Source organism: Arthrobacter sp. IK3 (assembly GCF_051337705.1).
Classification (GTDB): domain Bacteria; phylum Actinomycetota; class Actinomycetes; order Actinomycetales; family Micrococcaceae; genus Arthrobacter_B; species Arthrobacter_B koreensis.
In genome coordinates this window covers 38830-57879 of sequence record NZ_JBPPSW010000013.1, presented here as the reverse complement: position 1 = coordinate 57879, position 19050 = coordinate 38830, and the positions used below count along the sequence as shown (strand labels likewise).

At 66.4% G+C, this 19050-nt stretch carries 19 protein-coding genes; 12 read left to right on the top strand and 7 right to left on the bottom strand.

The window, feature by feature from the left end; genetic code table 11:
* Window positions 1–39 precede the first annotated feature (39 nt).
* From ACSLGO_RS16200 to ACSLGO_RS16185, 4 genes are all read left to right on the top strand, one after another.
* Window positions 40–828: an ABC transporter permease gene (locus ACSLGO_RS16200; protein ID WP_091603557.1), complete on the top strand. Its 789-nt coding sequence runs from the start codon at window positions 40–42 to the stop codon at window positions 826–828.
* On the top strand, window positions 825–1598 hold the full coding sequence (locus ACSLGO_RS16195; protein ID WP_091603561.1) for an ABC transporter permease: 774 nt from the start codon (window positions 825–827) through the stop codon (window positions 1596–1598). The genes ACSLGO_RS16200 and ACSLGO_RS16195 overlap by 4 nt, the downstream gene beginning before the upstream one ends.
* Entirely contained in the window at window positions 1588–2502 is a 915-nt protein-coding gene (locus ACSLGO_RS16190) for an ABC transporter ATP-binding protein (protein ID WP_091603564.1), read from the top strand. Before ACSLGO_RS16195 ends, ACSLGO_RS16190 begins: the two co-directional genes overlap by 11 nt.
* Window positions 2503–2658: 156 nt before the next feature.
* Window positions 2659–2817 (top strand): hypothetical protein, encoded by a 159-nt coding sequence (locus ACSLGO_RS16185; RefSeq protein WP_193313159.1) that lies wholly within the window; start codon window positions 2659–2661, stop codon window positions 2815–2817.
* A gap of 24 nt (window positions 2818–2841) precedes the next feature.
* On the opposite strand, the gene ACSLGO_RS16180 is transcribed toward ACSLGO_RS16185, so the two are convergent.
* From ACSLGO_RS16180 to ACSLGO_RS16160, 5 genes are all read right to left on the bottom strand, one after another.
* Window positions 2842–3786 carry a serine/threonine-protein kinase gene (locus ACSLGO_RS16180; protein WP_325787120.1) on the bottom strand — a complete coding sequence of 315 codons (945 nt, stop codon included), beginning with the start codon at window positions 3784–3786 and terminating at the stop codon, window positions 2842–2844.
* Between the two features lie 181 nt (window positions 3787–3967).
* Window positions 3968–4765, bottom strand: a complete 798-nt coding sequence (locus ACSLGO_RS16175; RefSeq protein ID WP_436401487.1) for an alpha/beta fold hydrolase — start codon at window positions 4763–4765, stop codon at window positions 3968–3970.
* Between the two features lie 2 nt (window positions 4766–4767).
* Entirely contained in the window at window positions 4768–5097 is a 330-nt protein-coding gene (locus ACSLGO_RS16170) for a biotin/lipoyl-containing protein (RefSeq protein WP_091603573.1), read from the bottom strand.
* Entirely contained in the window at window positions 5090–6130 is a 1041-nt protein-coding gene (locus ACSLGO_RS16165) for an alpha-ketoacid dehydrogenase subunit beta (RefSeq protein WP_263127126.1), read from the bottom strand. The genes ACSLGO_RS16170 and ACSLGO_RS16165 overlap by 8 nt, the downstream gene beginning before the upstream one ends.
* Entirely contained in the window at window positions 6123–7166 is a 1044-nt protein-coding gene (locus ACSLGO_RS16160) for a thiamine pyrophosphate-dependent enzyme (RefSeq protein ID WP_436401486.1), read from the bottom strand. Before ACSLGO_RS16160 ends, ACSLGO_RS16165 begins: the two co-directional genes overlap by 8 nt.
* A gap of 860 nt (window positions 7167–8026) precedes the next feature.
* Here ACSLGO_RS16160 and ACSLGO_RS16155 point away from each other — a divergent pair.
* The 8 genes from ACSLGO_RS16155 (at window position 8027) to ACSLGO_RS16120 (ending at window position 17401) form a co-directional block, all read left to right on the top strand.
* The gene (locus tag ACSLGO_RS16155; RefSeq protein ID WP_263127123.1) at window positions 8027–8524 is read left to right on the top strand and encodes an Lrp/AsnC family transcriptional regulator; all 498 of its coding nucleotides are present in this window, start codon (window positions 8027–8029) and stop codon (window positions 8522–8524) included.
* A 108-nt stretch (window positions 8525–8632) separates the two neighbouring features.
* Window positions 8633–9361 (top strand): NUDIX hydrolase, encoded by a 729-nt coding sequence (locus ACSLGO_RS16150; protein WP_325787118.1) that lies wholly within the window; start codon window positions 8633–8635, stop codon window positions 9359–9361.
* 1 nt (window position 9362) lies between these two features.
* Window positions 9363–10667, top strand: a complete 1305-nt coding sequence (gene nadA, locus ACSLGO_RS16145) for a quinolinate synthase NadA (protein WP_436401485.1) — start codon at window positions 9363–9365, stop codon at window positions 10665–10667.
* Window positions 10664–12343 carry an L-aspartate oxidase gene (locus ACSLGO_RS16140; RefSeq protein WP_436401484.1) on the top strand — a complete coding sequence of 560 codons (1680 nt, stop codon included), beginning with the start codon at window positions 10664–10666 and terminating at the stop codon, window positions 12341–12343. The genes nadA and ACSLGO_RS16140 overlap by 4 nt, the downstream gene beginning before the upstream one ends.
* Before the next feature lie 21 nt (window positions 12344–12364).
* Window positions 12365–13288 carry a carboxylating nicotinate-nucleotide diphosphorylase gene (gene nadC, locus ACSLGO_RS16135; protein WP_091603593.1) on the top strand — a complete coding sequence of 308 codons (924 nt, stop codon included), beginning with the start codon at window positions 12365–12367 and terminating at the stop codon, window positions 13286–13288.
* On the top strand, window positions 13285–14445 hold the full coding sequence (locus ACSLGO_RS16130) for a cysteine desulfurase family protein (RefSeq protein WP_436401483.1): 1161 nt from the start codon (window positions 13285–13287) through the stop codon (window positions 14443–14445). Before nadC ends, ACSLGO_RS16130 begins: the two co-directional genes overlap by 4 nt.
* Before the next feature lie 104 nt (window positions 14446–14549).
* On the top strand, window positions 14550–15914 hold the full coding sequence (locus tag ACSLGO_RS16125; protein WP_387004790.1) for a M20/M25/M40 family metallo-hydrolase: 1365 nt from the start codon (window positions 14550–14552) through the stop codon (window positions 15912–15914).
* A complete protein-coding gene (locus tag ACSLGO_RS16120) occupies window positions 15914–17401 on the top strand; it encodes an MFS transporter (RefSeq protein WP_436401482.1) in 1488 nt (495 codons plus the stop codon). Before ACSLGO_RS16125 ends, ACSLGO_RS16120 begins: the two co-directional genes overlap by 1 nt.
* Before the next feature lie 31 nt (window positions 17402–17432).
* Here ACSLGO_RS16120 and ACSLGO_RS16115 read toward each other — a convergent pair whose 3' ends face one another.
* Together ACSLGO_RS16115 and ACSLGO_RS16110 are read right to left on the bottom strand one after the other, a co-directional pair.
* Window positions 17433–17933, bottom strand: coding sequence for a MarR family winged helix-turn-helix transcriptional regulator (locus ACSLGO_RS16115; protein WP_091603606.1), 501 nt, complete (start codon window positions 17931–17933; stop codon window positions 17433–17435).
* Window positions 17934–17937: 4 nt separating this feature from the next.
* Window positions 17938–19050 carry an LLM class flavin-dependent oxidoreductase gene (locus ACSLGO_RS16110; RefSeq protein WP_091603609.1) on the bottom strand — a complete coding sequence of 371 codons (1113 nt, stop codon included), beginning with the start codon at window positions 19048–19050 and terminating at the stop codon, window positions 17938–17940.

Sequence of the window (19050 nt, the reverse complement as noted above, 5' to 3'; positions counted from 1 at the left end):
GCGAGCCCCCTCCGCCCGGTTCGAGAAGAACGAGAGCATATGAAATCCGCAAAACGTCTCCCCACGGGGCCGTTGCTGGGGCTGGCCGGAATCCTCGGGTTCCTGCTGACCTGGGAACTGATTCCCCGGCTTGGAGTGGTCAACCCCCGATTCCTGCCTCCGGCCAGTGAGGTGCTGGGAGTCTTCATCAACAACCTCGGCCTTGGTGCGTTCTGGGCCGCCGTGGTTGACACCATGACGGGCTGGTTCCTTGGGCTGCTGATTGCCACCGTTGCTGCGGTGGTCCTGGGCCTGGTGATCGGTTCCAGCAACTTCCTCCGCAAGGCAACCAACTCCACCATCGAATTCCTCCGCCCCATCCCGTCGGTGGCCCTGATTCCGCTGGCCGTCCTTCTGTTCGGCTTCCGCATCGAATCGACGCTGCTGCTGGTGGTGTACGCATCCTTCTGGCAGGTCCTGATCCAGGTCCTGTACGGGGTAGCGGATGTGGACCCGGTGGCCAACAACACGGCCAAGAGTTTCGGCCTGGGCCGCATGGCAAGGATCCGCTACGTCGTGTGGCCCACCACCCTTCCGTACCTGATGACCGGCGTCCGGCTTGCCGCTGCCGTTGCCCTGATCCTGGCTATCACGGCGAGCCTGATCATCGGTTCGCCCGGACTGGGCAAGGAGATTGCCAACGCACAGTCCGGCGGCGCAATTGCCCAGATGTACGCGCTGGTGCTGACCACCGGTGTGCTGGGCATCCTGATCAACATGGGCATGCGCGTGGTTGAACGCCGCACGTTGTCCTGGCACAGCTCGGTCCGCGGGGAGGTAGTGGTATGAACACGCTCAAGAAAGCGGGCTACCTTGTAGGCCTGCCGGCGCTGCTGATCTTCATCTGGTGGTTCAGCACCCAGGGCAGCACAAACTTCTTCGTCCCGAAACCGGGCACCCTGGTTGAGAAGTTCGTGACGGTGTGGACCTGGGACCGCTTCATGGCGGACGTGCTGCCGAGCCTCATTCGCCTGGTAGCGGGCATTGCGCTGGCCATTGTGCTCGGCACCGCCCTGGGCATCCTCGTGGGCACCAACCGCTGGCTGCGCAGCCTGCTGGAACCGGTGCTCGAATTCTTCCGGGCAATCCCTCCGCCAGTGCTCATCCCGGTGCTGATGCTGCTGATCGGCATCAATGACCAGATGAAGATCGCGGTCATTGTCTCCGGCTGCATCTGGCCGGTCCTTCTGAACACCATTGAGGGCGTCCGCGCCGTCGACGGCGTGCTCAGCGATTCCGCCCGCACCTTCCGCATCAGCGGGTTTGCCCGGCTGCGTTACCTGGTGCTTCCCAGTGCCAGCCCGCAGATCATGGCCGGCGTCCGCCAGTGCCTGTCAATCGGCCTGATCCTCATGGTCATCTCGGAGATGTTTGCGTCCTCCGAGGGCCTGGGCTTCACCATCGTCCAGTTCCAGCGGTCCTTCGCTATCCCCGAAATGTGGAGCGGCATTGTGGTCCTTGGCCTGATCGGCGTGGCCATGTCATTTTTGTTCCAGTGGTCCGAACGCCGCATCCTCGGCTGGTACCACGGTTTGAGAGAGGTAGAACATGCAGAGTAATCCCACGGAAGGCTCCGTCCAGCCGCTGCTGTCGGTCCGGGGCGTCCAGAAGATCTACAAGGTCGACGCGGGGGAGATCGAAGCTGTCCGCAACCTGACCTTCGACCTTCGCCCGGGTGAGCTCGTCTGCCTGGTTGGCCCTTCGGGCAGCGGCAAGACCACCCTGCTGAAGATCATCGCCGGCCTCATGGCCCCTACCTCCGGTGAGGTGGTCCTGGCGGGAAAGAAAGTCACCGAACCGCCCAAGGACATGGCAGTGGTGTTCCAGGAATACGGGCGGAGCCTCTTCCCCTGGATGACGGTCCGCGGCAACGTGGAGCTCCCGCTCAAGAACGCGGGGATCGCCAAGGCCGAGCGCAACCAGCTGGTGGACGATGCCCTGGAGGCCGTTGGCCTGGCGCACGTGCCCACCAGCTACCCGTGGCAGCTCTCCGGCGGCATGCAGCAGCGTGTGGCCATCGCCCGCGCCGTGGCGTACCAGCCCAAGGTGCTGCTGATGGACGAGCCGTTTGCCGCCGTCGACGCCCAGACGCGTGCCGATCTTGAGGACCTGGTGCGCAGTGTCTGGGAGAAGCTCGGCGTCACGATTCTGTTCGTCACGCACGACATTGACGAGTCCGTCTATCTCGGGGAACGGGTCGTGGTTCTGTCCAGCTCGCCCACGGTGGTGCAGGAAGACATCGTGATCGACCTTCCGGAGAAGCGCGACCAGCTCACCACCCGGTCGCTTCCGCGCTTCGTGGAGCTCCGCAACCACGTGTACGAGCAGATCCAGATTGCCAAGCAGAACAAGGGCCAGGCTGCTCCCGCGGCGTCGGCCGCGCCACGGACCACAGTCCCGCACGTCTCGGCGGCTACCCACGGGGTGCTGGCTGACGGCGGCGGCTCCGGGGACGGTTCGTAGCCCGCAGCCAGGACGGCTGCAGCACAGGGCCGGTGGTTTCTTCCTTGGGGGGAGGAAACCACCGGCCCTGTGCTGTGTGCGGCGGGTGGCCTAGTATCAAAAGCCAGGCACCTGCCTGCCGGTTTGGCTCGCAGGTCACTTCAGGAGAGGAACACCATGGCTGATGCAGGCAAGGGAACACCCGAAGAGCAGGACAAGAACGGCGGAGCGGGCCCGGAAGGCACCATCCCCGATTCAGGTGACGGGGTAGCCGCGTCCAGCACGGAGGAAGCATCCAACTTCGAACCTGAAGAGGACGCCGACGCCGATTCCTGACCCGCCAGGGCCGGGCCGGAAGGCCTAGCCCAGGCTCGGGGCGTGCGTGGGTGGCAGCGGGATGTAGATGTTTCCCGTTGTCACTCCGCCCGTGCAGACTTCTTCGGCGTCCGGCTCTTCGTCGTCAGCATGCGGGATGGCCGTCTCCGGCTCTACAGCGAGGGCGCGAAGCGCCGAAGCTGCCTCGTGCGCGGCCGGCCGGGCATCCGGGAGCCGGTTGGTCATGGCACGGAGCAGGTCCACCCAATCCGGACCGAGGGAGTCGGGGATTTCGGGATCGCGGAGCAGCCGAGCAACCGCGGCTTCGACAATCGGGCCCGGGAAGGCCTTTTCGCCGGTCAGCGACTCAAGCAGCACCAGCCCCAGAGAGTAGATATCGGTGGACGGGGCCACCGTTCCGCCCTGCGCCTGTTCCGGACTGAGGTAGTTGGCGGTGCCGATGGTGGCGCCGTGCGCCGTAGCGACCGTAGCCTCGACGAGCCGCGCGATACCGAAGTCGGTGAGCTTGGGATAGAGGCGTGAATCGTGTTCCTGGGGGAAGAGCAGGATGTTCGCCGGCTTTACGTCCCGGTGGATCACGCCTTTCGAGTGCACGTAGGCCAGTGCGTCAGCCAGGTCCGCTCCCAGGGAGGCCACTGATACAGCCGGCAGCGGTCCGGCCTTGAGGGTACGGCGCAGGTCCGGACCGTCCACCAGTTCCATGACGAGGTAATTCAGCACCTGGCCGTCTTCCTCCTCGTGCAGGCCTGCGTCCAGCAGGGTCACGAGTCCGGGATGGTTCAGGGTTGCCAGGAGGAGGGTCTCGGTGTGCTGGCGGCGGTAGTCGTCATCCTCCTGCACGGTGGGGCGGAAGACCTTGACGGCAACTTCGCGGCCCAGGTTCTCATCCATCGCCCGGTGCACGGAAGCAGCGCCACCGGTGCCGATCAGGTCGGTGGTGCGGTAACGCTGCCCCAGGAAAAGGTCCACGGGCGTCCTCACTTAATGTTGAAACTGCGGGGATGGAACATGGATGGATGCTGCACTAAATGGTCGAGGATAAATCGAAAGCACACTTAGTAATTCAGTTTCAGTGTACTGACTATTCGATCCTATCCTGCGCAGACACCCTTCCAGTTCCGATTTGACCCGCCGTAACCAACTCTTGACCTTAAGTGAGGGGCTGGACGTCCAGGAACTCGATGGCAGCGTTCTTGAAAGCCCGGGACGTCACGGCGTTGGCATGCCGTCGGCCGGGCAGCAGGAGAAGGTCGGCCTGCCCGTTGAGCGCTGCAAGGTCCGGTGCCGTGACAGCCAGCTCATCCTGTTCCCCGGCTACCAGCAGCACCCGCATGGACGGGACGGCTGATTCCGGACGGAAGGGTTCGTCCTTGATCGCCTCGACCAGTGTCAGAAGGGCCTCGAGGTTATTGCTGGGCACAAGCTGGGCCATGCGCAGCAGGTCTGCGCTCACGGGATCTGCCAGCGGCGTCCCGTCCGCCAGGAACTGCCGGGCACCGTCCAGGTCGAAGTCAGCCAGCGGGTCTCCGGCTCCCGGTCCGCCCAGCACCATGCGGTGCACCAGGTCCGGAGCGGCTGCGCCCAGTTCCCATGCGAGCCGCGAACCCAGCGAGTATCCGACAATGTCCACTCCGGAGGAAGGGTCGTCTTCGGTGAGCGGGCGCACGCCTGCCTCTGCGAGCAGCTCCAGCAGCCGGGCCCGGATCCGGCTGGGGGAGTAGTGCTCCCGTTCCCGGGGCGCCTCGCTGCGGCCGTGTCCAGGCAGGTCCACCGTCAGGACGCGCCGTCCGGCGCCGGTCAGCGCGGTGATCCAGCCCGTGGATTCCCAGTTCAGCTCTGTTGACGAGGCAAATCCGTGCAGCACGAGCACCGGACGCAGGGAAGTGCCGCCGTCGGGCTCGTGGACTTGGGTGTACAAGGCAGGGGAGGTGCCGATGCCTGTGCCCACGCCTAGTCCTCGTCCAGGACGGCGGAGAGCCGGACCCGGCGGCGTGCCGGCGCTTCCTGCGGGACGGTGCCGACAATTCCCGCAGTGTCATCGGGAACCTCAAAGACCACCAGGGGCTCGCCCACGTTGATCTTCTCGCCCGCTTCGCCGTAGATGCGGGCAACGACGCCGGCCTGGGGAGACGGCAGTTCAACGGCGGACTTGGACGTTTCAACCTCCACCAGCGGCTGGTTGCGCTCCACCTGGTCGCCGGGAGCCACGAGCCACTCCAGGACAGTTGCTTCGATCAGGCCTTCGCCGAGGTCTGGCAGGGGGAATGAAATTTCAGCCACGCCGGTACTCCAATACTCGCTGGATCCCAAAGAGGATCCGGTCAATGTTCGGGATGTATTCGTCTTCCAGGTCACCCGAGGGATACGGTACGTCGAATCCGGTGACCCGCTCCACCGGAGCCTTGAGTGTGTCGAAACAGTGCTGCGTGATGAGCGCCGCAACTTCCGCTCCCAGCCCGGCGGTCAGCGGGGCTTCATGCACGACGACGGCGCGCCGGGTCTTGGAGACCGAGGCAGCCAGCCCTTCGGCGTCGATCGGCTTCAGCCAGCGCAGGTCCAGGACCTCGATGTCGATTCCGTCCTCGGCGGCGAGCTCGGCAACCTGCAGGCACCGTGCAACCATCGCTCCCCAGGCAACCAGGGTCAGGTGCCTGCCCTCGCGGACCACGTGTGAGCCCTGCAGGTTCCCCGGGGTGCCCAGATCCACGGTGTCCTTCTGCCAGTAGCGGGACTTCGGTTCCATGAAGATGACGGGATCCGGCTGCGCTGCCGAGTGCTTGAGCAGGTGGTAGGCCTGGTGGGGGCTCGACGGCGAAACGACCTTCAGGCCCGGAACGTGCGCGAACAGTGCCTCGAGGGATTCGCCGTGATGCTCAGGCGCGCGGATTCCGCCAAAGCTGGGCACGCGCAGGGTCACCGGCATTGGCATGGTGCCGCGGCTGCGGTAGTTCATGCGGGCCAGCTGGGTGATGATCTGATTGACCGCGGGATAGGCGAATCCGTCGAACTGGACCTCGGGAATAGGACGGAATCCGGCCATCGCCAGGCCCACGGACATCCCCAGGATGCCGGATTCGGCCAGCGGCGTGTCGAAGACCCGGTCAGCACCGAAGCGCTTCTGCAGTCCGTCGGTTATGCGGAACACGCCGCCGAGCCGGCCCACGTCTTCCCCGAGCACTACGGCCTTCGGATCATCGGCGAGGATTTCGGAAAGGGCCCGGTTCAGGGCCGCCTGCATGGACAGGGTTTCGGTGGTGTCCGAAGCGGAGCCGGCCTCCATGGGGCGTACTCCTTCGGTCAGCTGGCTAGACATGCTCGGATTCCTCCCGCCAGGCGCGGGCCTGGGCCTTGAGTGCATTCGTGGGTTCGGCAAAGACGAAGTCGAACATTTCCTGTCCCGGACGCGGCTGGAGTGCCTGGATGCCTTCGCGGACGGTGTCGGTGTGTGCCTTTGCTTCGGCGGCGGCGTCGTCGATGAAGGACTGGTCTGCTGCGCCGGTTTCGAGCAGCAGGGCTGCCAGCCGGGCTACGGGATCCTCGCCGCCGTCGCGGCGCTCTTCGTCGAGGGTACGGTAGCGGCCCGGATCATCACTGGTTGAGTGTGGTCCGCGGCGGTAGGTCATTGCTTCGATGAGCACCGGACCGTTTCCTGCCCGGGCGTGCTCAAGGGCGGCCCGGGTGGCACGCACGACGGCGGGGGCATCGTTGCCGTCCACGGTCACCGAGGCCATTCCATACCCCGCCGCTCGAGCTGCCACAGTGCCGCCGGCTACCTGTTCCTCAGTGGGCAGGGAGATGGCCCAGCCGTTGTTTTGGACGAAGAACACCACCGGGGCTTTGAGCACACCGGCGAAGTTCATGGCTTCATGCACGTCGCCCTGCGAGCTGGCGCCGTCTCCGAAGTAGGTGATGGCGGCGGGCAGCCAGGCTTCGGCGCTGCCGGCACCGGCGGCGAGCCGCTGGCCGTGGGCCCAGCCGACGGCGTGCAGCACAGAGCCGCCGACCACGGCCTGGATTGGCGCAAGCCTCGTGCTGACAGGGTTGTAGAGCCCCCCGTGCCAGCTGGCCTTGTGCGTGGACATGTATTCCACCATGTCCACGCCCAGGGACAGGGCGACCCCCATCTCGCGGTAAGTGGGGAATGCGAAGTCGCGTGAAGTGTCGAGGGCAAAGGCGCTCCCTACCTGGGCGGCCTCCTGGCCAAGCTCCGGAGCGTAGCCCGGAAGGATGCCCTGGCGCTGCCAGGCCACCGCTGCCACGTCCAGGTCGCGGGTGGCGATGAGCAGTTTGTACAGCTGGCGCAGTTCCTCGGCTGTGAGCTCAGGGATGCTCGATGTGTCTAGGTCCATAGGGAGAACGTAACCGGCATCACGGCACCGTGCAAACAGATAGATATCCCATGTGCAGACTGCGCAGATAGTCCACCGATAGCGGCAACCACCTATACAAAGTGACTACCCTCAGAAAGAGTGTGTGAGAAGCTGTCCCGCTTCCCGGCCGCCGGGGGTGCGCCAATACCCGTGGGCCGGCCCAGGGGCCCGCGCCTGGAGGGTTCGGCCAGGACTGGCATTTATTTTATTTCCGGGTATGGTCTGGAATAACGGTTCTCCAGCAAATGCAGAAAACCGCCGTGGATAAAAAACCATGCGGCTCCCGACTACCGCGGGAAGCCGCTGGCCAGACGTCAAGGAGGGCACATTGTCCGGAAACGCCAAAAAGCCAGGTAAGTCCATCAAGGAGAAGCGCGCAGAAAAGCGGGCCAAGTCTGCCGGCGCGGAGCCGGCACCGCGGAAGCGCAAGGGACAGTAGGTTCCAGGGGTTTGCAGCCGCCCTGCCACAGGCCCGGCGCCGGGCAGGGCGGCTACTCCGTCGGGGCCGGTCTTATGGTTTCCGAATGTCTCAGGTTCGGAATTGGGCCGGGTTTCTGTTCTTACCAGATTTCCGGTTGCCCGCATTAAAACCCATGCCGCATGGATAACGTGTCTGTGTAAATAATTTGTACCCTTTTTGCGGATACTTTTTGGGTTCGTGGTTCTAGTCCATTTATAGACTCAAATGTCTGTCCCCGTCCCTGGTCTGCACTTATGTGTGCGTGGCGTGGTGCGATACTTCCTCCCGTGCCGCTAAAGTTCCCTCAGGGGTGGCACAGTGCGCCCTGTCCCGGGCGGATGTCCGGATTAGCCCGGATCTCCTGCAGGGAAAGGCCGCCATGGCAACAGATCAGCTCGACGCCCGGATTGTGTCCCTCTTTACCGACGATCCGCGAATGTCGGTCCTGGAAGCCTCACGGACCCTCAAAGTTGCCCGCGCTACGGTGCAGGCAAGACTGGATCGGATGCAGCGCAGCGGCGTCATAGCGGGGTGGGGGCCCCGGCTCGACCCCGCGGCCCTCGGCTACGTTGTCACGGCATACTGCTCGCTGACCATCCGGCAGGACATGGGGCATGACGCCGTCGTCGCGGCGCTCGCAGAGATCCCTGAAATCCAGGAAGCCCACACAGTCTCCGGGGAGAGTGACCTCATCGCCCGGGTGGCTGCCCGGTCCAACTCCGACCTGCAGCGTGTCATTGACTCAATGGTTGCTACCGGCGCCGTTCTGAGGTCATCCTCCGTGATCGTCCTCAATACCCACTTCGAAGGCCGGATGCTGCCGCTGCTCCATGCAGCGGCGGGATCGGGCACCGCCGAGCCCGGGAAGAGCGCGTAATCTACCCCTCGCAAAGACCCCGTTTTACTGTCCCCTGAGTTAGAGTCAGCATGACTCTTACTATTTCACGCTGCGGCCTCCGGTCCTCAGCCAGGAAGGCAGACAGGAATGAGCCCCAGATACGCCAATGTTTCGGAACGGGAACAGGAACCACCGTCGCTGGCCATTTCAACGGTTATTTTCGCGCTGCGCCCGGACCCGGTTACCGGGACCCTGACGCTGTGGCTGCCATTGGTCCGCCGCATCAGGCAGCCCTACCTGGATCTGTGGGCGCTGCCCGGCGGCCCGCTGCGGCCCAGCGAATCCCTTCAGGACGCAGCGGCCCGGAACCTGCGGGAAACTACGGCACTGACGCCGCGGTACCTTGAACAGCTCTACGCCTTCGGCGGGCCGGACCGGTCACCGTCCCCCCGGGTGGTTTCAATCGTCTACTGGGCGCTGGTCCAGCCGGACGAGGCCGCATTGGCCAGGCAGGACGAAAACGTTGCCTGGTTCCGGGCCGACAAGGTGGGGACGCTGGCCTTCGACCACAACCAGATCGTGGAGTACGCACTCTGGCGCCTGCGCAACAAACTCGAGTACGGCACCGTGGCCTATGCGTTCCTCGGCTCCACCTTCACCCTTGCACAGGTCCGTGAGGTCTATGAAGCCGTGCTGGGACGCGAACTGGACCCAGCGAACTTCCGCCGCCAGCTGCAGGCATCGGTGCACATTGAACCCACTGAGCACTACCTCCAGGGCGGACGGCACCGGCCGCCGCGGCTGTACCGCTACACCGGCCCGGATCCCCGGGACGAGTCCTTTCCCAGCCAAAGACCAGAAGCAACGGAGCACTGACATGACTGAAACGGTTCCGGTCCCCGGCGGCAGCGTAGCCACGAGGATCGCCCTGCTTTCCGGACCCGCCCAGGCCCAGGCACGTGCCGCCGCCACCTGCACCCCCGGCCTTGCCGCCGACCCCTGGTCCTTCGACACGGTTCCTGGATACGGGCCCGGCGCGTCCCTCGCGGATCCGGTCCCCGCCGGAACACCGCGCCAAGGGGAACTTCCGGCCGAGTACCGCGAGGCGGGCACGGCGGAGCTGGACGAGCGGATCCTTCGTGCCAAGGCCGCACTGGGCAGCCGTGTGGTGATACTCGGGCACTTCTACCAGCGGGACGAGGTGGTGCGGCATGCAGACTTTGTGGGGGACTCCTTCCAGCTGGCCCGCGCAGCCAGGAGCCGTCCGGAGGCCGAAGCTATCGTGTTCTGCGGCGTCCACTTCATGGCGGAAACAGCGGACCTGCTCTCCGGCCCGGACCAGGCGGTGGTGCTGCCGAACCTTGCCGCAGGTTGTTCCATGGCAGATATGGCCGACGCCGATTCGGTCGCCGAATGCTGGGAGCAGCTCACCATGCTGTACGGGAGGGCACCGGAAAGCGGCGGGAAGCAGCCGGTCATCCCGGTGACCTACATGAACTCCTCAGCCGCACTGAAAGCCTTCTGCGGAGAAAACGGCGGCATTGTCTGCACATCCTCCAACGCCGCGTCTGTGCTGGAATGGGCATTCGAACGGGGCCAGCGGGTCCTCTTCTTCCCGGACCAGCACCTGGGCCGCAATACCGCCAAGGCCATGGGAATTCCGCTGGAAGCCATGCCCCTGTGGAATCCGCGCCTCCCGCTGGGCGGAAACACTCCGGAACGCCTGCTGCAGGCGAAGGTCCTGCTCTGGAACGGGTTCTGCTCCGTGCACAAGCGCTTCACAGTAGGACAGATAGAGCAGGCCAGGGCCGACCACCCCGGTGTCCGGGTGATTGTGCATCCCGAATGCCCCATGCCCGTCGTGGATGCCGCTGACGAATCCGGCTCCACGGACTACATCCAGAAAGCCATAGCCGCGGCGCCCGCCGGAAGCACCTTCGCTATAGGTACCGAAATCAACATGGTGAACCGGCTGGCTGCACAGCATCCGGAACACACTATCTTCTGCCTCGACCCGGTCATCTGCCCATGCTCCACCATGTACCGCATCCATCCCGGCTACCTCGCCTGGGTGCTTGAGGGACTCATGTCCGGAGAGGTCCGCAACCGGATCGCCGTGCCGGACGCGGCAGCGGCCGCCGCCCGCATGGCCCTGGAACGGATGCTGGCGGTCCGGCCTTGAGCATCGCCGTTGTTGGCAGCGGGATCGCCGGCCTGTACGCGGCGCTCTGCGCAGCGGAGCAGCACACCCCGGTGCTGCTGGTGTCCAAGTCCGCGCTGCAGCACAGCAGCACCTGGCACGCACAGGGAGGAATCGCCGCTGTCATGGAGTCCTCCAGCGGGGACACGCCGGCCTCCCACTGCGAGGACACCCTGTCGGCGGGCGCCTGGACAGGAAATCGTGCCGCTGCCACAGCGCTCTGCCGGGAAGCCGGAGCCCACATCCGGCGCCTGCAAAAGCTCGGCACTACCTTCGATGCCAATCCCGACGGGTCACCGGCGCTTGCCCGGGAAGCCGCCCATACGGCCCGGCGGATCCTGCACATTGGCGGGGACGCCACCGGTGCGGGCATCGCCGCGGCACTCATTGCGGCTGTGCGCCCGCATCCCCGGATCACCATCCTGGAGAACGCGTTCGCCGTTCGCGTGGTTCTCACCGGTGGCAGTGTCTCCGGGCTGGAGGTCCTGACAGAGGGGCGCGGGCAGCGGCTCGCCGTGGACGCCGTTGTCCTGGCAACGGGCGGAGCAGGCGAACTCTACCGGCACACCACCAACCCTGCCGGTTCCACTGGAGACGGAATTGCCCTGGCCCGGCGAGCGGGGGCGGCAACGAGGGACGAGGAGTTCTTCCAGTTCCATCCCACGGCGCTCGCCGTACCCGGCACCCCGCTGATTTCCGAAGCGGTCCGCGGTGAGGGCGCGGTGCTCCGCGACAGCCGGGGCGGCAGGTTCATGACCGGCTACCACCGCGACGCCGAGCTGGCGCCGCGCGACGTCGTCTCCCGTTCGATCGTCCGGCACCTGGCGGCCACGGGGGAGGGCGCGGGGGAAGGCACGGGGGAGGGCACGGGGGAGGACACCGTCTGGCTGGATGCCACCGGGGTGGCCCGGCGCCGGGGGCCCGGATTCCTGGCCAGCCGATTCCCGGGCCTGGCCGAGGTCACCGCCGCACACGGATTCGACTGGGAACGCGAACTGCTGCCGGTAGTGCCGGCAGCACACTACTGGATGGGCGGCGTTGCCACGGACCTGTCCGGCCGGACCTCCGTTCCAGGGCTCTACGCGGCGGGAGAGGCTGCCTGTACCGGAGTCCACGGAGCCAACCGGCTTGCCTCGAACTCCCTGCTGGAAGGCCTGGTCTTTGGAGCCAGAGCTGCTGCGGCCTGCACTGCGCCGGACGCCGGACGGGCGTGGGACGCCGGGACACCCGCGGGGCTGTGGGCGGGAATCCGCCGAGTCCCGGAGGCCGCCGGCACTCCCTGTTCCGGGACGGCGTCCTCCCCGTCCTCCCAGCACGCGCTGGAAGCCCCGTCCGGAACGCAGCCGTTCGGGCGCACCGCCCTGCAGTCCCTGATGTGGGAGAAAGCCGGGGTGCTGCGCAGTGCGGCCGGACTGCGCGAGGCAGCAGGCGTGCTCGACGGCGCCCTGCCGGTTCTTTCCGGCAGGGAAGGACACATCAGGGCCCTCGAAGACGCCAACCTGCTCACCTGCGCCCGGCTGGTCGTTGGAGCCGCGCTGCGCAGGAGTGTATCGATCGGCGCGCATTTCCGCACCGACGCTCCGCAGGGGGTGCCCGGAACACCGGCTGCACCTGCCATCCATCGCCCGGGCACCGTCCCGCTCCCGGAATTTGCCTGACCCAAGAACGGAAATACCCAGATGACGAATACCCTGCCGCCGACTGAAACCCCCTCGCCCAAACCGCTGCCGCCAAACGCCGGGGCGTCACCGCTGCCCGTTCCCGGCCCCGCGGTTGACCACGTGGTCGCGGCTGCGCTCGCAGAGGATGCACCGTGGGGAGACCTCACGTCGCTTGCCCTGATCCCCGAGGACGCCGACGCCACTGCCTTCCTGACCGCCAGGGAAGAGGGCATCTTCTGCGGCACGCAGGTCATCGAGGCCGCGTTTCGGCTCGCCGGCCCCGGCGCGGCAGTGATCAGCCTGGTCCGTGACGGCGAGCGGTTCGATGCCGGAGGAATCCTCGCCGAAATCAGCGGGCCGGCCAGGACCATCCTCGCCGCCGAACGGGTGGCCCTGAACCTTGCCCAGCGGCTCTCCGGGATCGCCACCCTGACGGCCCGCTTCGTTGCCGAAACCGAAGGCACCGGCGCGCGCATCGCCGACACCCGCAAGACAACCCCGGGGCTGCGGGCGCTCGAACGCTACGCAGTGCGCTGCGGAGGCGGGTTCAACCACCGCTATTCGCTGTCCGACGCAGTCATGGCAAAGGACAACCACCTGGCCGTCCTGGCCGCATCCGGTGCAGACCTGGCATCCGCACTCCGCCAGGCCAAGGACGGGCTCTCCCACACCGTGCATTTCGAGGTGGAAGTGGATTCCCTGGAACAGATCGAAGCTGTGCTGGCCGGCGGAGCGGACACGGTACTGCTGGATAACTTCAGCATCGAAGACCTGCGCCGCGGGGTGGAGGCCATCGACGGACGGGCGCTGGCCGAGGCCAGCGGCAACGTCCGGCTGGACACCGTGGCCGCGATTGCGGCCACGGGCGTGGACATCATCTCCGCCGGCGCCCTGACCCACAGTGTCCGTGCGCTGGACCTGGGCCTGGACATCCGCGCATGATCTACTTCGACGCCGCAGCCACCACACCGGTCCGGCCCGAAGTGCTGGCGGCGCTGGCGCCCCTGTACACCAGCGATTTCGGCAACCCCTCCAGCACACATTCGGCGGGTGAGACGGCGGCCCGCGCCCTGGACTATGCCCGGCGCACCGCTGCGGACGTGCTCGGCGTCCGGCCAGGAGACATTGTCTTCACATCCGGCGGCACCGAGGCGGACAACCTGGCCATCAAGGGTGTGGCACTGGCCTCGCCGCAGGGACGGCACATTGTCTCCAGCGCCGTCGAGCATCCGGCCGTGCTGGAGTCCCTGGCCTACCTGCAGCGCTTCCATGGCTTCCGCATCACCCTGGTCCCGGTAGACGGAACGGGACTGGTGGATGCTGCCGCGGTGGAAGCGGCGCTGACACATGACACCACCCTGTGCACCATCATGACGGCCAACAACGAGGTGGGAACACTCCAGCCGGTCGCGGAGATCGCCGCCGCGTGCCGGGCCCGCGGCATACCGTTCCACACGGACGCAGTGCAGGCCGCCGGCTGGCTGCCGGTCTCCGTAACCGGTACGGGAATCGACGCGATGAGCATTTCCGGCCACAAGCTTGGCGCACCCAAGGGTTGCGGCGTGCTGTACGTCCGCGGTGTCCTGCCCCTTGAACCGCTGCTTCACGGCGGCGGCCAGGAACGCGGCCGCCGGTCAGGGACCGAGAACGTTGCCGGTGCGGTTGCCATGGCTACGGCCTTGAAGCTCGCAGACCAGGAACGCCAGGCAGCCGCACCCCGTGCCGCAAAACTGCGCGACTACCTCATTGAGACGGTCCTGGACTCAGTGCCCGGAGCCCTGCTGACCGGTCACCGGACGGACAGGCTGCCCGGGCATGCTTCCTTCTGCTTCCCCGGAACCAGCGGCGAGTCTGTCCTGCTGGAAGCTGAGCGGGCAGGGGTGCTCTGTTCCTCCGGCTCGGCGTGCGCGGCAGGTTCGGATGAGCCCTCCGCAGTGCTGACCGCCATGGGGATGGACAGGGAAACCGCGCAGACTGCGGTCCGCCTCAGTTTTCCGCCGTCGGTTCGGGAAAGCGAGGTTGCACTGGCCGCGCGGGCCCTCAGCGGCGCCGTGGAACGGGTTCGGAGGCTGGCGGGTCCAGCCGGGACCCGCAGCTAGGCGCAGCGCCCCATCACCTGCCCTGATTAGCTACCGCCGAAACGGTGGCACGTAGCATTGCGTCGCAAAACCTGCCGGTAACACCGCAGTCCTACACTGCAGTAATGCACATCACATCCCCGGCCGGACTGCGGCCAGCGGACAGGGGAGAAGCCGCGGCTCCCAAGCTGTCCCGGCTCATCGCCTGCCGCACGGTTTCGTCCCGCATACCGGAGGAAGTGGACGACGCCGAGTTCGCCCGGTTCCGCGGCGAACTCACCGTCCTCTTCCCGCTGGTCCACGAGCATCTGACCCGCGAGGAAGTCGGCGGCGGACTCCTGTTCCGCTGGCCCGGCAGGGAAGAGACACTCGATCCGGTGGTGCTGATGGCGCACTACGACGTGGTGCCGGTCCAGGACGATTCGACCTGGGAGCACCCGCCCTTTGCCGGTGTCCTGGCTGACGGATGCATCCACGGCCGCGGGGCACTCGATGACAAGGGGTCGCTGGCGGCGATCCTGGAAGCCGTCGAGACCCTGCTTGAGGAAGGGTTCACCCCTGCCCGTACCGTTTGGCTGTCCTTCGGGGACAACGAGGAGACCGCCGGTGACACCGCAGCCCGGGCCGCAGCGCTCCTGCAGGACCGCGGCGTGCGCCCGTGGCTGGTACTCGATGAGGGCGGGGCCGTCGCCGGCCAGGCCTTCCCGTTCGTCAAAGCGCCGGTCGCCGTCATCGGCGTCTCCGAAAAGGGCATCCTCGATGTTGAACTCTCAGTCGATGACCCGGGAGGCCATGCGTCCACGCCCAACCGTCTCGGGGCCGCTGCCCGGCTGGCACGCGCCGTCGTACGCCTGGACCGCAGGCCTTTTCCCGCCTCCCTGCACCCCGTCACCATCGAAATGCTGGGGCGGCTGGCGGCCGGGGCATCCCCGCTGCCGGCGGCACTGTTTGCCCGTGCCGGTGCCCTGCGGCGTCCGCTGACCCGGGTTTTCAGTGCCCTGGGCGGAGAGCCCAATGCCCTGGCCCGCACCACCGTGGCCCTCACACAGCTGGCTGGTTCAAAGGCCGCCAACGTCCTGCCCACGCGGGCTACCGCCAACGCGAACGTCCGGATCGCACCGGGAGAGAGCATCGACTCCGTGCTGGCACGGATGCGGCGTACGGTGCGGGACCGTAGAGTCTCGCTGCGGGTGGTGGAAGGCAGCGAACCGTCCCCGGTCTCCTCGACGTCGAACGCGCAGTTCGCCGCGCTGGAGGAGGCGGTCCGCGAGGTGTTCCCGGATGCCATCGCCGCGCCCTACATCATGCTCGGCGGAACAGACGCACGCCGTTTCACTGCGATCAGCGACGCGGTCTACCGCTTTGCACCGTTCCGCATGGACAAGGCGGCGAGAGCATCCATCCATGCGGATAACGAGAAGCTTTCCATCCAGACGTTCGGTGAGGGTATTACGTTCTACCGGCGCCTGCTCCAGGGGCTAGTGCCCTGATGCGCGCCCTCGGTCCCATTGTGTTCTTCCTGGTGCTTGTCGAGATCACCAGCGGAATCCTGCAGGGGTACTACACTCCGATCCTCACCGACATTGCCCGCAACCTCGGGATTGCCGACGGCGACGTCAACTGGTTCGAGGCGGCGCAGCTGATGTTCAGTGCCCTGGCCGTGCCTGTCCTGGCACGGCTGGGGGACATGTACGGACATAAACGCATCCTGCTGGTTTCCACCGTGCTGACGGCGGCAGCCTCCTGGGGCGTAGCCTTCGCACCGGACTTTTGGACCTTCCTCGTGGCGTGGTCCCTGCAGGGGTTCTACGTGGTGTGGCTGCCGTTGGAAGTCGCGCTCATTTTCGCGCGGGCGGCGTCGGCCCCTAACCGGGCGGCGGTAACCCGCAAGGCAGCCGGAGTGCTGGTGGGCGGGCTGCAGTTCGGCGTCATCGCCGGGGCGCTCGCCGCCGGTGCACTGGTGGACGTCTTCGGAGGCGACCTGCGGCTTACCCTGATGGTTCCTGCCGCAGCGGCCACCCTCTGCATCCTCACCATCCGGTTCGGCGTACCCGAGTCAGGACTGAAAGCCAGCGGCGCCCTGGACGTGCGGGGCTTCGCCCTGCTGGCTGTTGGGCTGCTGCTGCTCACTTCCGGGCTCACGTTCCTGCGCATCAACGGTCCCGGAACGTGGTGGGTCTGGGCCGTGCTGGCTGCCGGCCTTGCGGCGTTCATTCCGTTCGTGCGCTACCAGCTCCGCCTCGACGAGCCGCTGGTGGACATCCGCATGCTGTGTGCGCCCACCATGTGGCCCGTCCAGCTGACAGCCGGCCTGTTCGGCATCTCCGTGCTGGGCGCCCAGGCGCCCATGTCGACTTTCGCCCGGACAGACCGGGACGTGCACGGCTACGGGCTGGGGCTGGAAGCCGGATCCGTGTCGCTGATCATTGGAGCGTACGTCCTGTCCGTGCTGGCGGGTGCGCTGCTGTTCCCGCTGGCCGCGAAGCTGAGCACTCCACGGATAACCCTGTCCGGGGCGGCAGCAGTGGTTGGCATTGGGTACGGACTGTTCCTGCCGTTCCACGATTCCCTGGCCCAGACACTGACCAACATGGTGATTGCGGGCCTGGGCTCGGGTGCGCTGGTGGCAGCGCTGCCTTCCGCTGCCGCCGCGGCTGCACCGCTGAACCGGACCGGTATGGCAACGGGGCTCACCAACACCACCAAGACGATTGGCGGGTCCTTTGCCTCGGCGGTGTTTGGGATTGCGCTGCTCAGCGCGGCCGGTGAGTCACTAGGCACAGTGGCCGGCGCTGCGACGGCGGCACCCTTGTCCGGTTATCTCACGGTGTGGGCGGTCTGCTCCGTGACGGCGTTCGCCGCTGCGGCCGCGCTGCTGCTGGTTCCCCGGCTGGCCTTTGCTGATCCGCCGATTCTTCCGGAAAGCGGGATTGCCGGGAACAGCGGCGCCGGGGCCGGGGACACGGCAGCCAGGTAGCCTGGCCACAGCCCCCTGGTCAGGCGGAGGCCTAGGCCCCTGCCTGCCGCCCGTCGGCGCTGACCGGCCCCTCGGAGTTCAAGCCGGCCAGGAGCTTGTCCATGAGTTCCTTGACCTGAGCCAGTTCCTGGCCCGTCAGCGCCGGAGCCAGGAGGTCGTGGATACCCCGGACATGGATCCGGCCCAGGCGCTTCTGCACCGCCCGGCCTTCTTCCGTCAGGGACAGCTCAACACCCCGCTGGTCCTTCCGGGCAGGCCGGCGCTGGACCAGTCCCTTGTTCTCCAGCCGCTCCACCATCCGGGAGAGGCTGGGCTGACTGATCAGCAGATGCTCGTTGAGCTCATTGAGGCGGGTCCAGCCGGTGGGGCAGCGGCTCAGGTTGAAGAGCACGTCATACTCGCGCATGGTGAGTTCCTTGAACTCCGGGTCGCGCTGCAGCCGGCGCATGACGCCCACCTGTGCCCGGAACAGGGATTCCCACGCCTCGGCGGTTTCTTTGACGGTGGTTGCGTGGATGGTCTCGGAACTCATGCCTTTAGCCTACTGAAGTTACCGGGGTGGAAGCGGACACCGAGTCCTCGCGAGCCGCCACTCGTCCGGCGTGGGTGGGTCCGTCCGGCACGTGCGCCGGACGGCGGGAGTCAAGTTCCCGGCGAAGCTCGGGCAGCACGTACTCGCCGAAGAGATCCAGCTGCTCCAGCACGGTCTTCAGCGGCAGGCCGGCGTGGTCAATGAGGAAGAGCTGGCGCTGGTAGTCCCCGAAGTACTCCTGGAAGGTGAGCGTCTTCTCCAGGACCTCCTGCGGGCTTCCCACCGTCAGCGGGGTCTGTGCCGTGAAGTCCTCCATCGAGGGGCCGTGGCCGTATACGGGGGCGTTGTCGAAGTACGGGCGGAATTCGTTCACTGCGTCCTGGGAGTTCTTCCGCATGAAGAACTGTCCGCCAAGGCCCACGATCGCCTGGTCGGCTGAACCGTGGCCGTAGTGCTCGTAGCGCTCGCGGTACAGGCCGATCAGCTGCATGTAGTGCTCCTTCGGCCAGAAGATGTTGTTGGCGAAGAAGCCGTCGCCGAAGTAGGCGGCAATTTCAGCGACCTGGGGCGTACGGATTGAACCGTGCCAGACGAAGGGCGCGACGCCGTCGAGCGGCCGGGGAGTGGAGGTGAAGTTCTGCAGCGGGGTGCGGAACTTGCCCTGCCAGTTAACGGTTTCCTTGTCCCACAACTGGCGGAGCAGGTTGTAATTCTCCACCGTGAGGTCCACTGAATCCTGCGGGCTCTTGCCGAACCAGGGGTACACGGGGGCCGTGTTGCCCCTGCCCAGAACCAGGTCGGTGCGGCCGTCGGAGAGATGCTGCAGCATCGCGAAGTCCTCGGCGATCTTCACCGGATCATTCGTGGTGATCAGCGTGGTGGCGGTGGAGAGGATGATCCTCTCGGTCTGGGCGGCGATGTAGCCAAGCAGCGTAGTGGGGGAGGAGGCGTAGAACGGCGGGTTGTGGTGCTCGCCGGTGGCGTAGACATCCATGCCGATCTCTTCGACCTTGCGGGCGATGGCAACCGCGGCTTTGATGCGCTCGCCTTCCGTGGGCATCCGGCCGGTAACCGGGTCGCGGGTGATGTCGCTGACGCTGAATACGCCGATCTGCAT

What these genes read in the sequence shown, in the direction of transcription:
- ACSLGO_RS16200 (WP_091603557.1), top strand. Translation starts at nt 40, where the DNA reads ATGAAATCCGCAAAACGTCTCCCCACGGGGCCGTTGCTGGGGCTGGCC.
- ACSLGO_RS16195 (WP_091603561.1), top strand. Translation starts at nt 825, where the DNA reads ATGAACACGCTCAAGAAAGCGGGCTACCTTGTAGGCCTGCCGGCGCTG.
- ACSLGO_RS16190 (WP_091603564.1), top strand. Translation starts at nt 1,588, where the DNA reads ATGCAGAGTAATCCCACGGAAGGCTCCGTCCAGCCGCTGCTGTCGGTC.
- ACSLGO_RS16185 (WP_193313159.1), top strand. Translation starts at nt 2,659, where the DNA reads ATGGCTGATGCAGGCAAGGGAACACCCGAAGAGCAGGACAAGAACGGC.
- ACSLGO_RS16165 (WP_263127126.1), bottom strand. Translation starts at nt 6,130, where the DNA reads ATGTCTAGCCAGCTGACCGAAGGAGTACGCCCCATGGAGGCCGGCTCC.
- ACSLGO_RS16160 (WP_436401486.1), bottom strand. Translation starts at nt 7,166, where the DNA reads ATGGACCTAGACACATCGAGCATCCCTGAGCTCACAGCCGAGGAACTG.
- ACSLGO_RS16155 (WP_263127123.1), top strand. Translation starts at nt 8,027, where the DNA reads ATGGCAACAGATCAGCTCGACGCCCGGATTGTGTCCCTCTTTACCGAC.
- ACSLGO_RS16150 (WP_325787118.1), top strand. Translation starts at nt 8,633, where the DNA reads ATGAGCCCCAGATACGCCAATGTTTCGGAACGGGAACAGGAACCACCG.
- nadA (WP_436401485.1), top strand. Translation starts at nt 9,363, where the DNA reads ATGACTGAAACGGTTCCGGTCCCCGGCGGCAGCGTAGCCACGAGGATC.
- nadC (WP_091603593.1), top strand. Translation starts at nt 12,365, where the DNA reads ATGACGAATACCCTGCCGCCGACTGAAACCCCCTCGCCCAAACCGCTG.
- ACSLGO_RS16130 (WP_436401483.1), top strand. Translation starts at nt 13,285, where the DNA reads ATGATCTACTTCGACGCCGCAGCCACCACACCGGTCCGGCCCGAAGTG.
- ACSLGO_RS16125 (WP_387004790.1), top strand. Translation starts at nt 14,550, where the DNA reads ATGCACATCACATCCCCGGCCGGACTGCGGCCAGCGGACAGGGGAGAA.
- ACSLGO_RS16120 (WP_436401482.1), top strand. Translation starts at nt 15,914, where the DNA reads ATGCGCGCCCTCGGTCCCATTGTGTTCTTCCTGGTGCTTGTCGAGATC.
- ACSLGO_RS16115 (WP_091603606.1), bottom strand. Translation starts at nt 17,933, where the DNA reads ATGAGTTCCGAGACCATCCACGCAACCACCGTCAAAGAAACCGCCGAG.
- ACSLGO_RS16110 (WP_091603609.1), bottom strand. Translation starts at nt 19,050, where the DNA reads ATGCAGATCGGCGTATTCAGCGTCAGCGACATCACCCGCGACCCGGTT.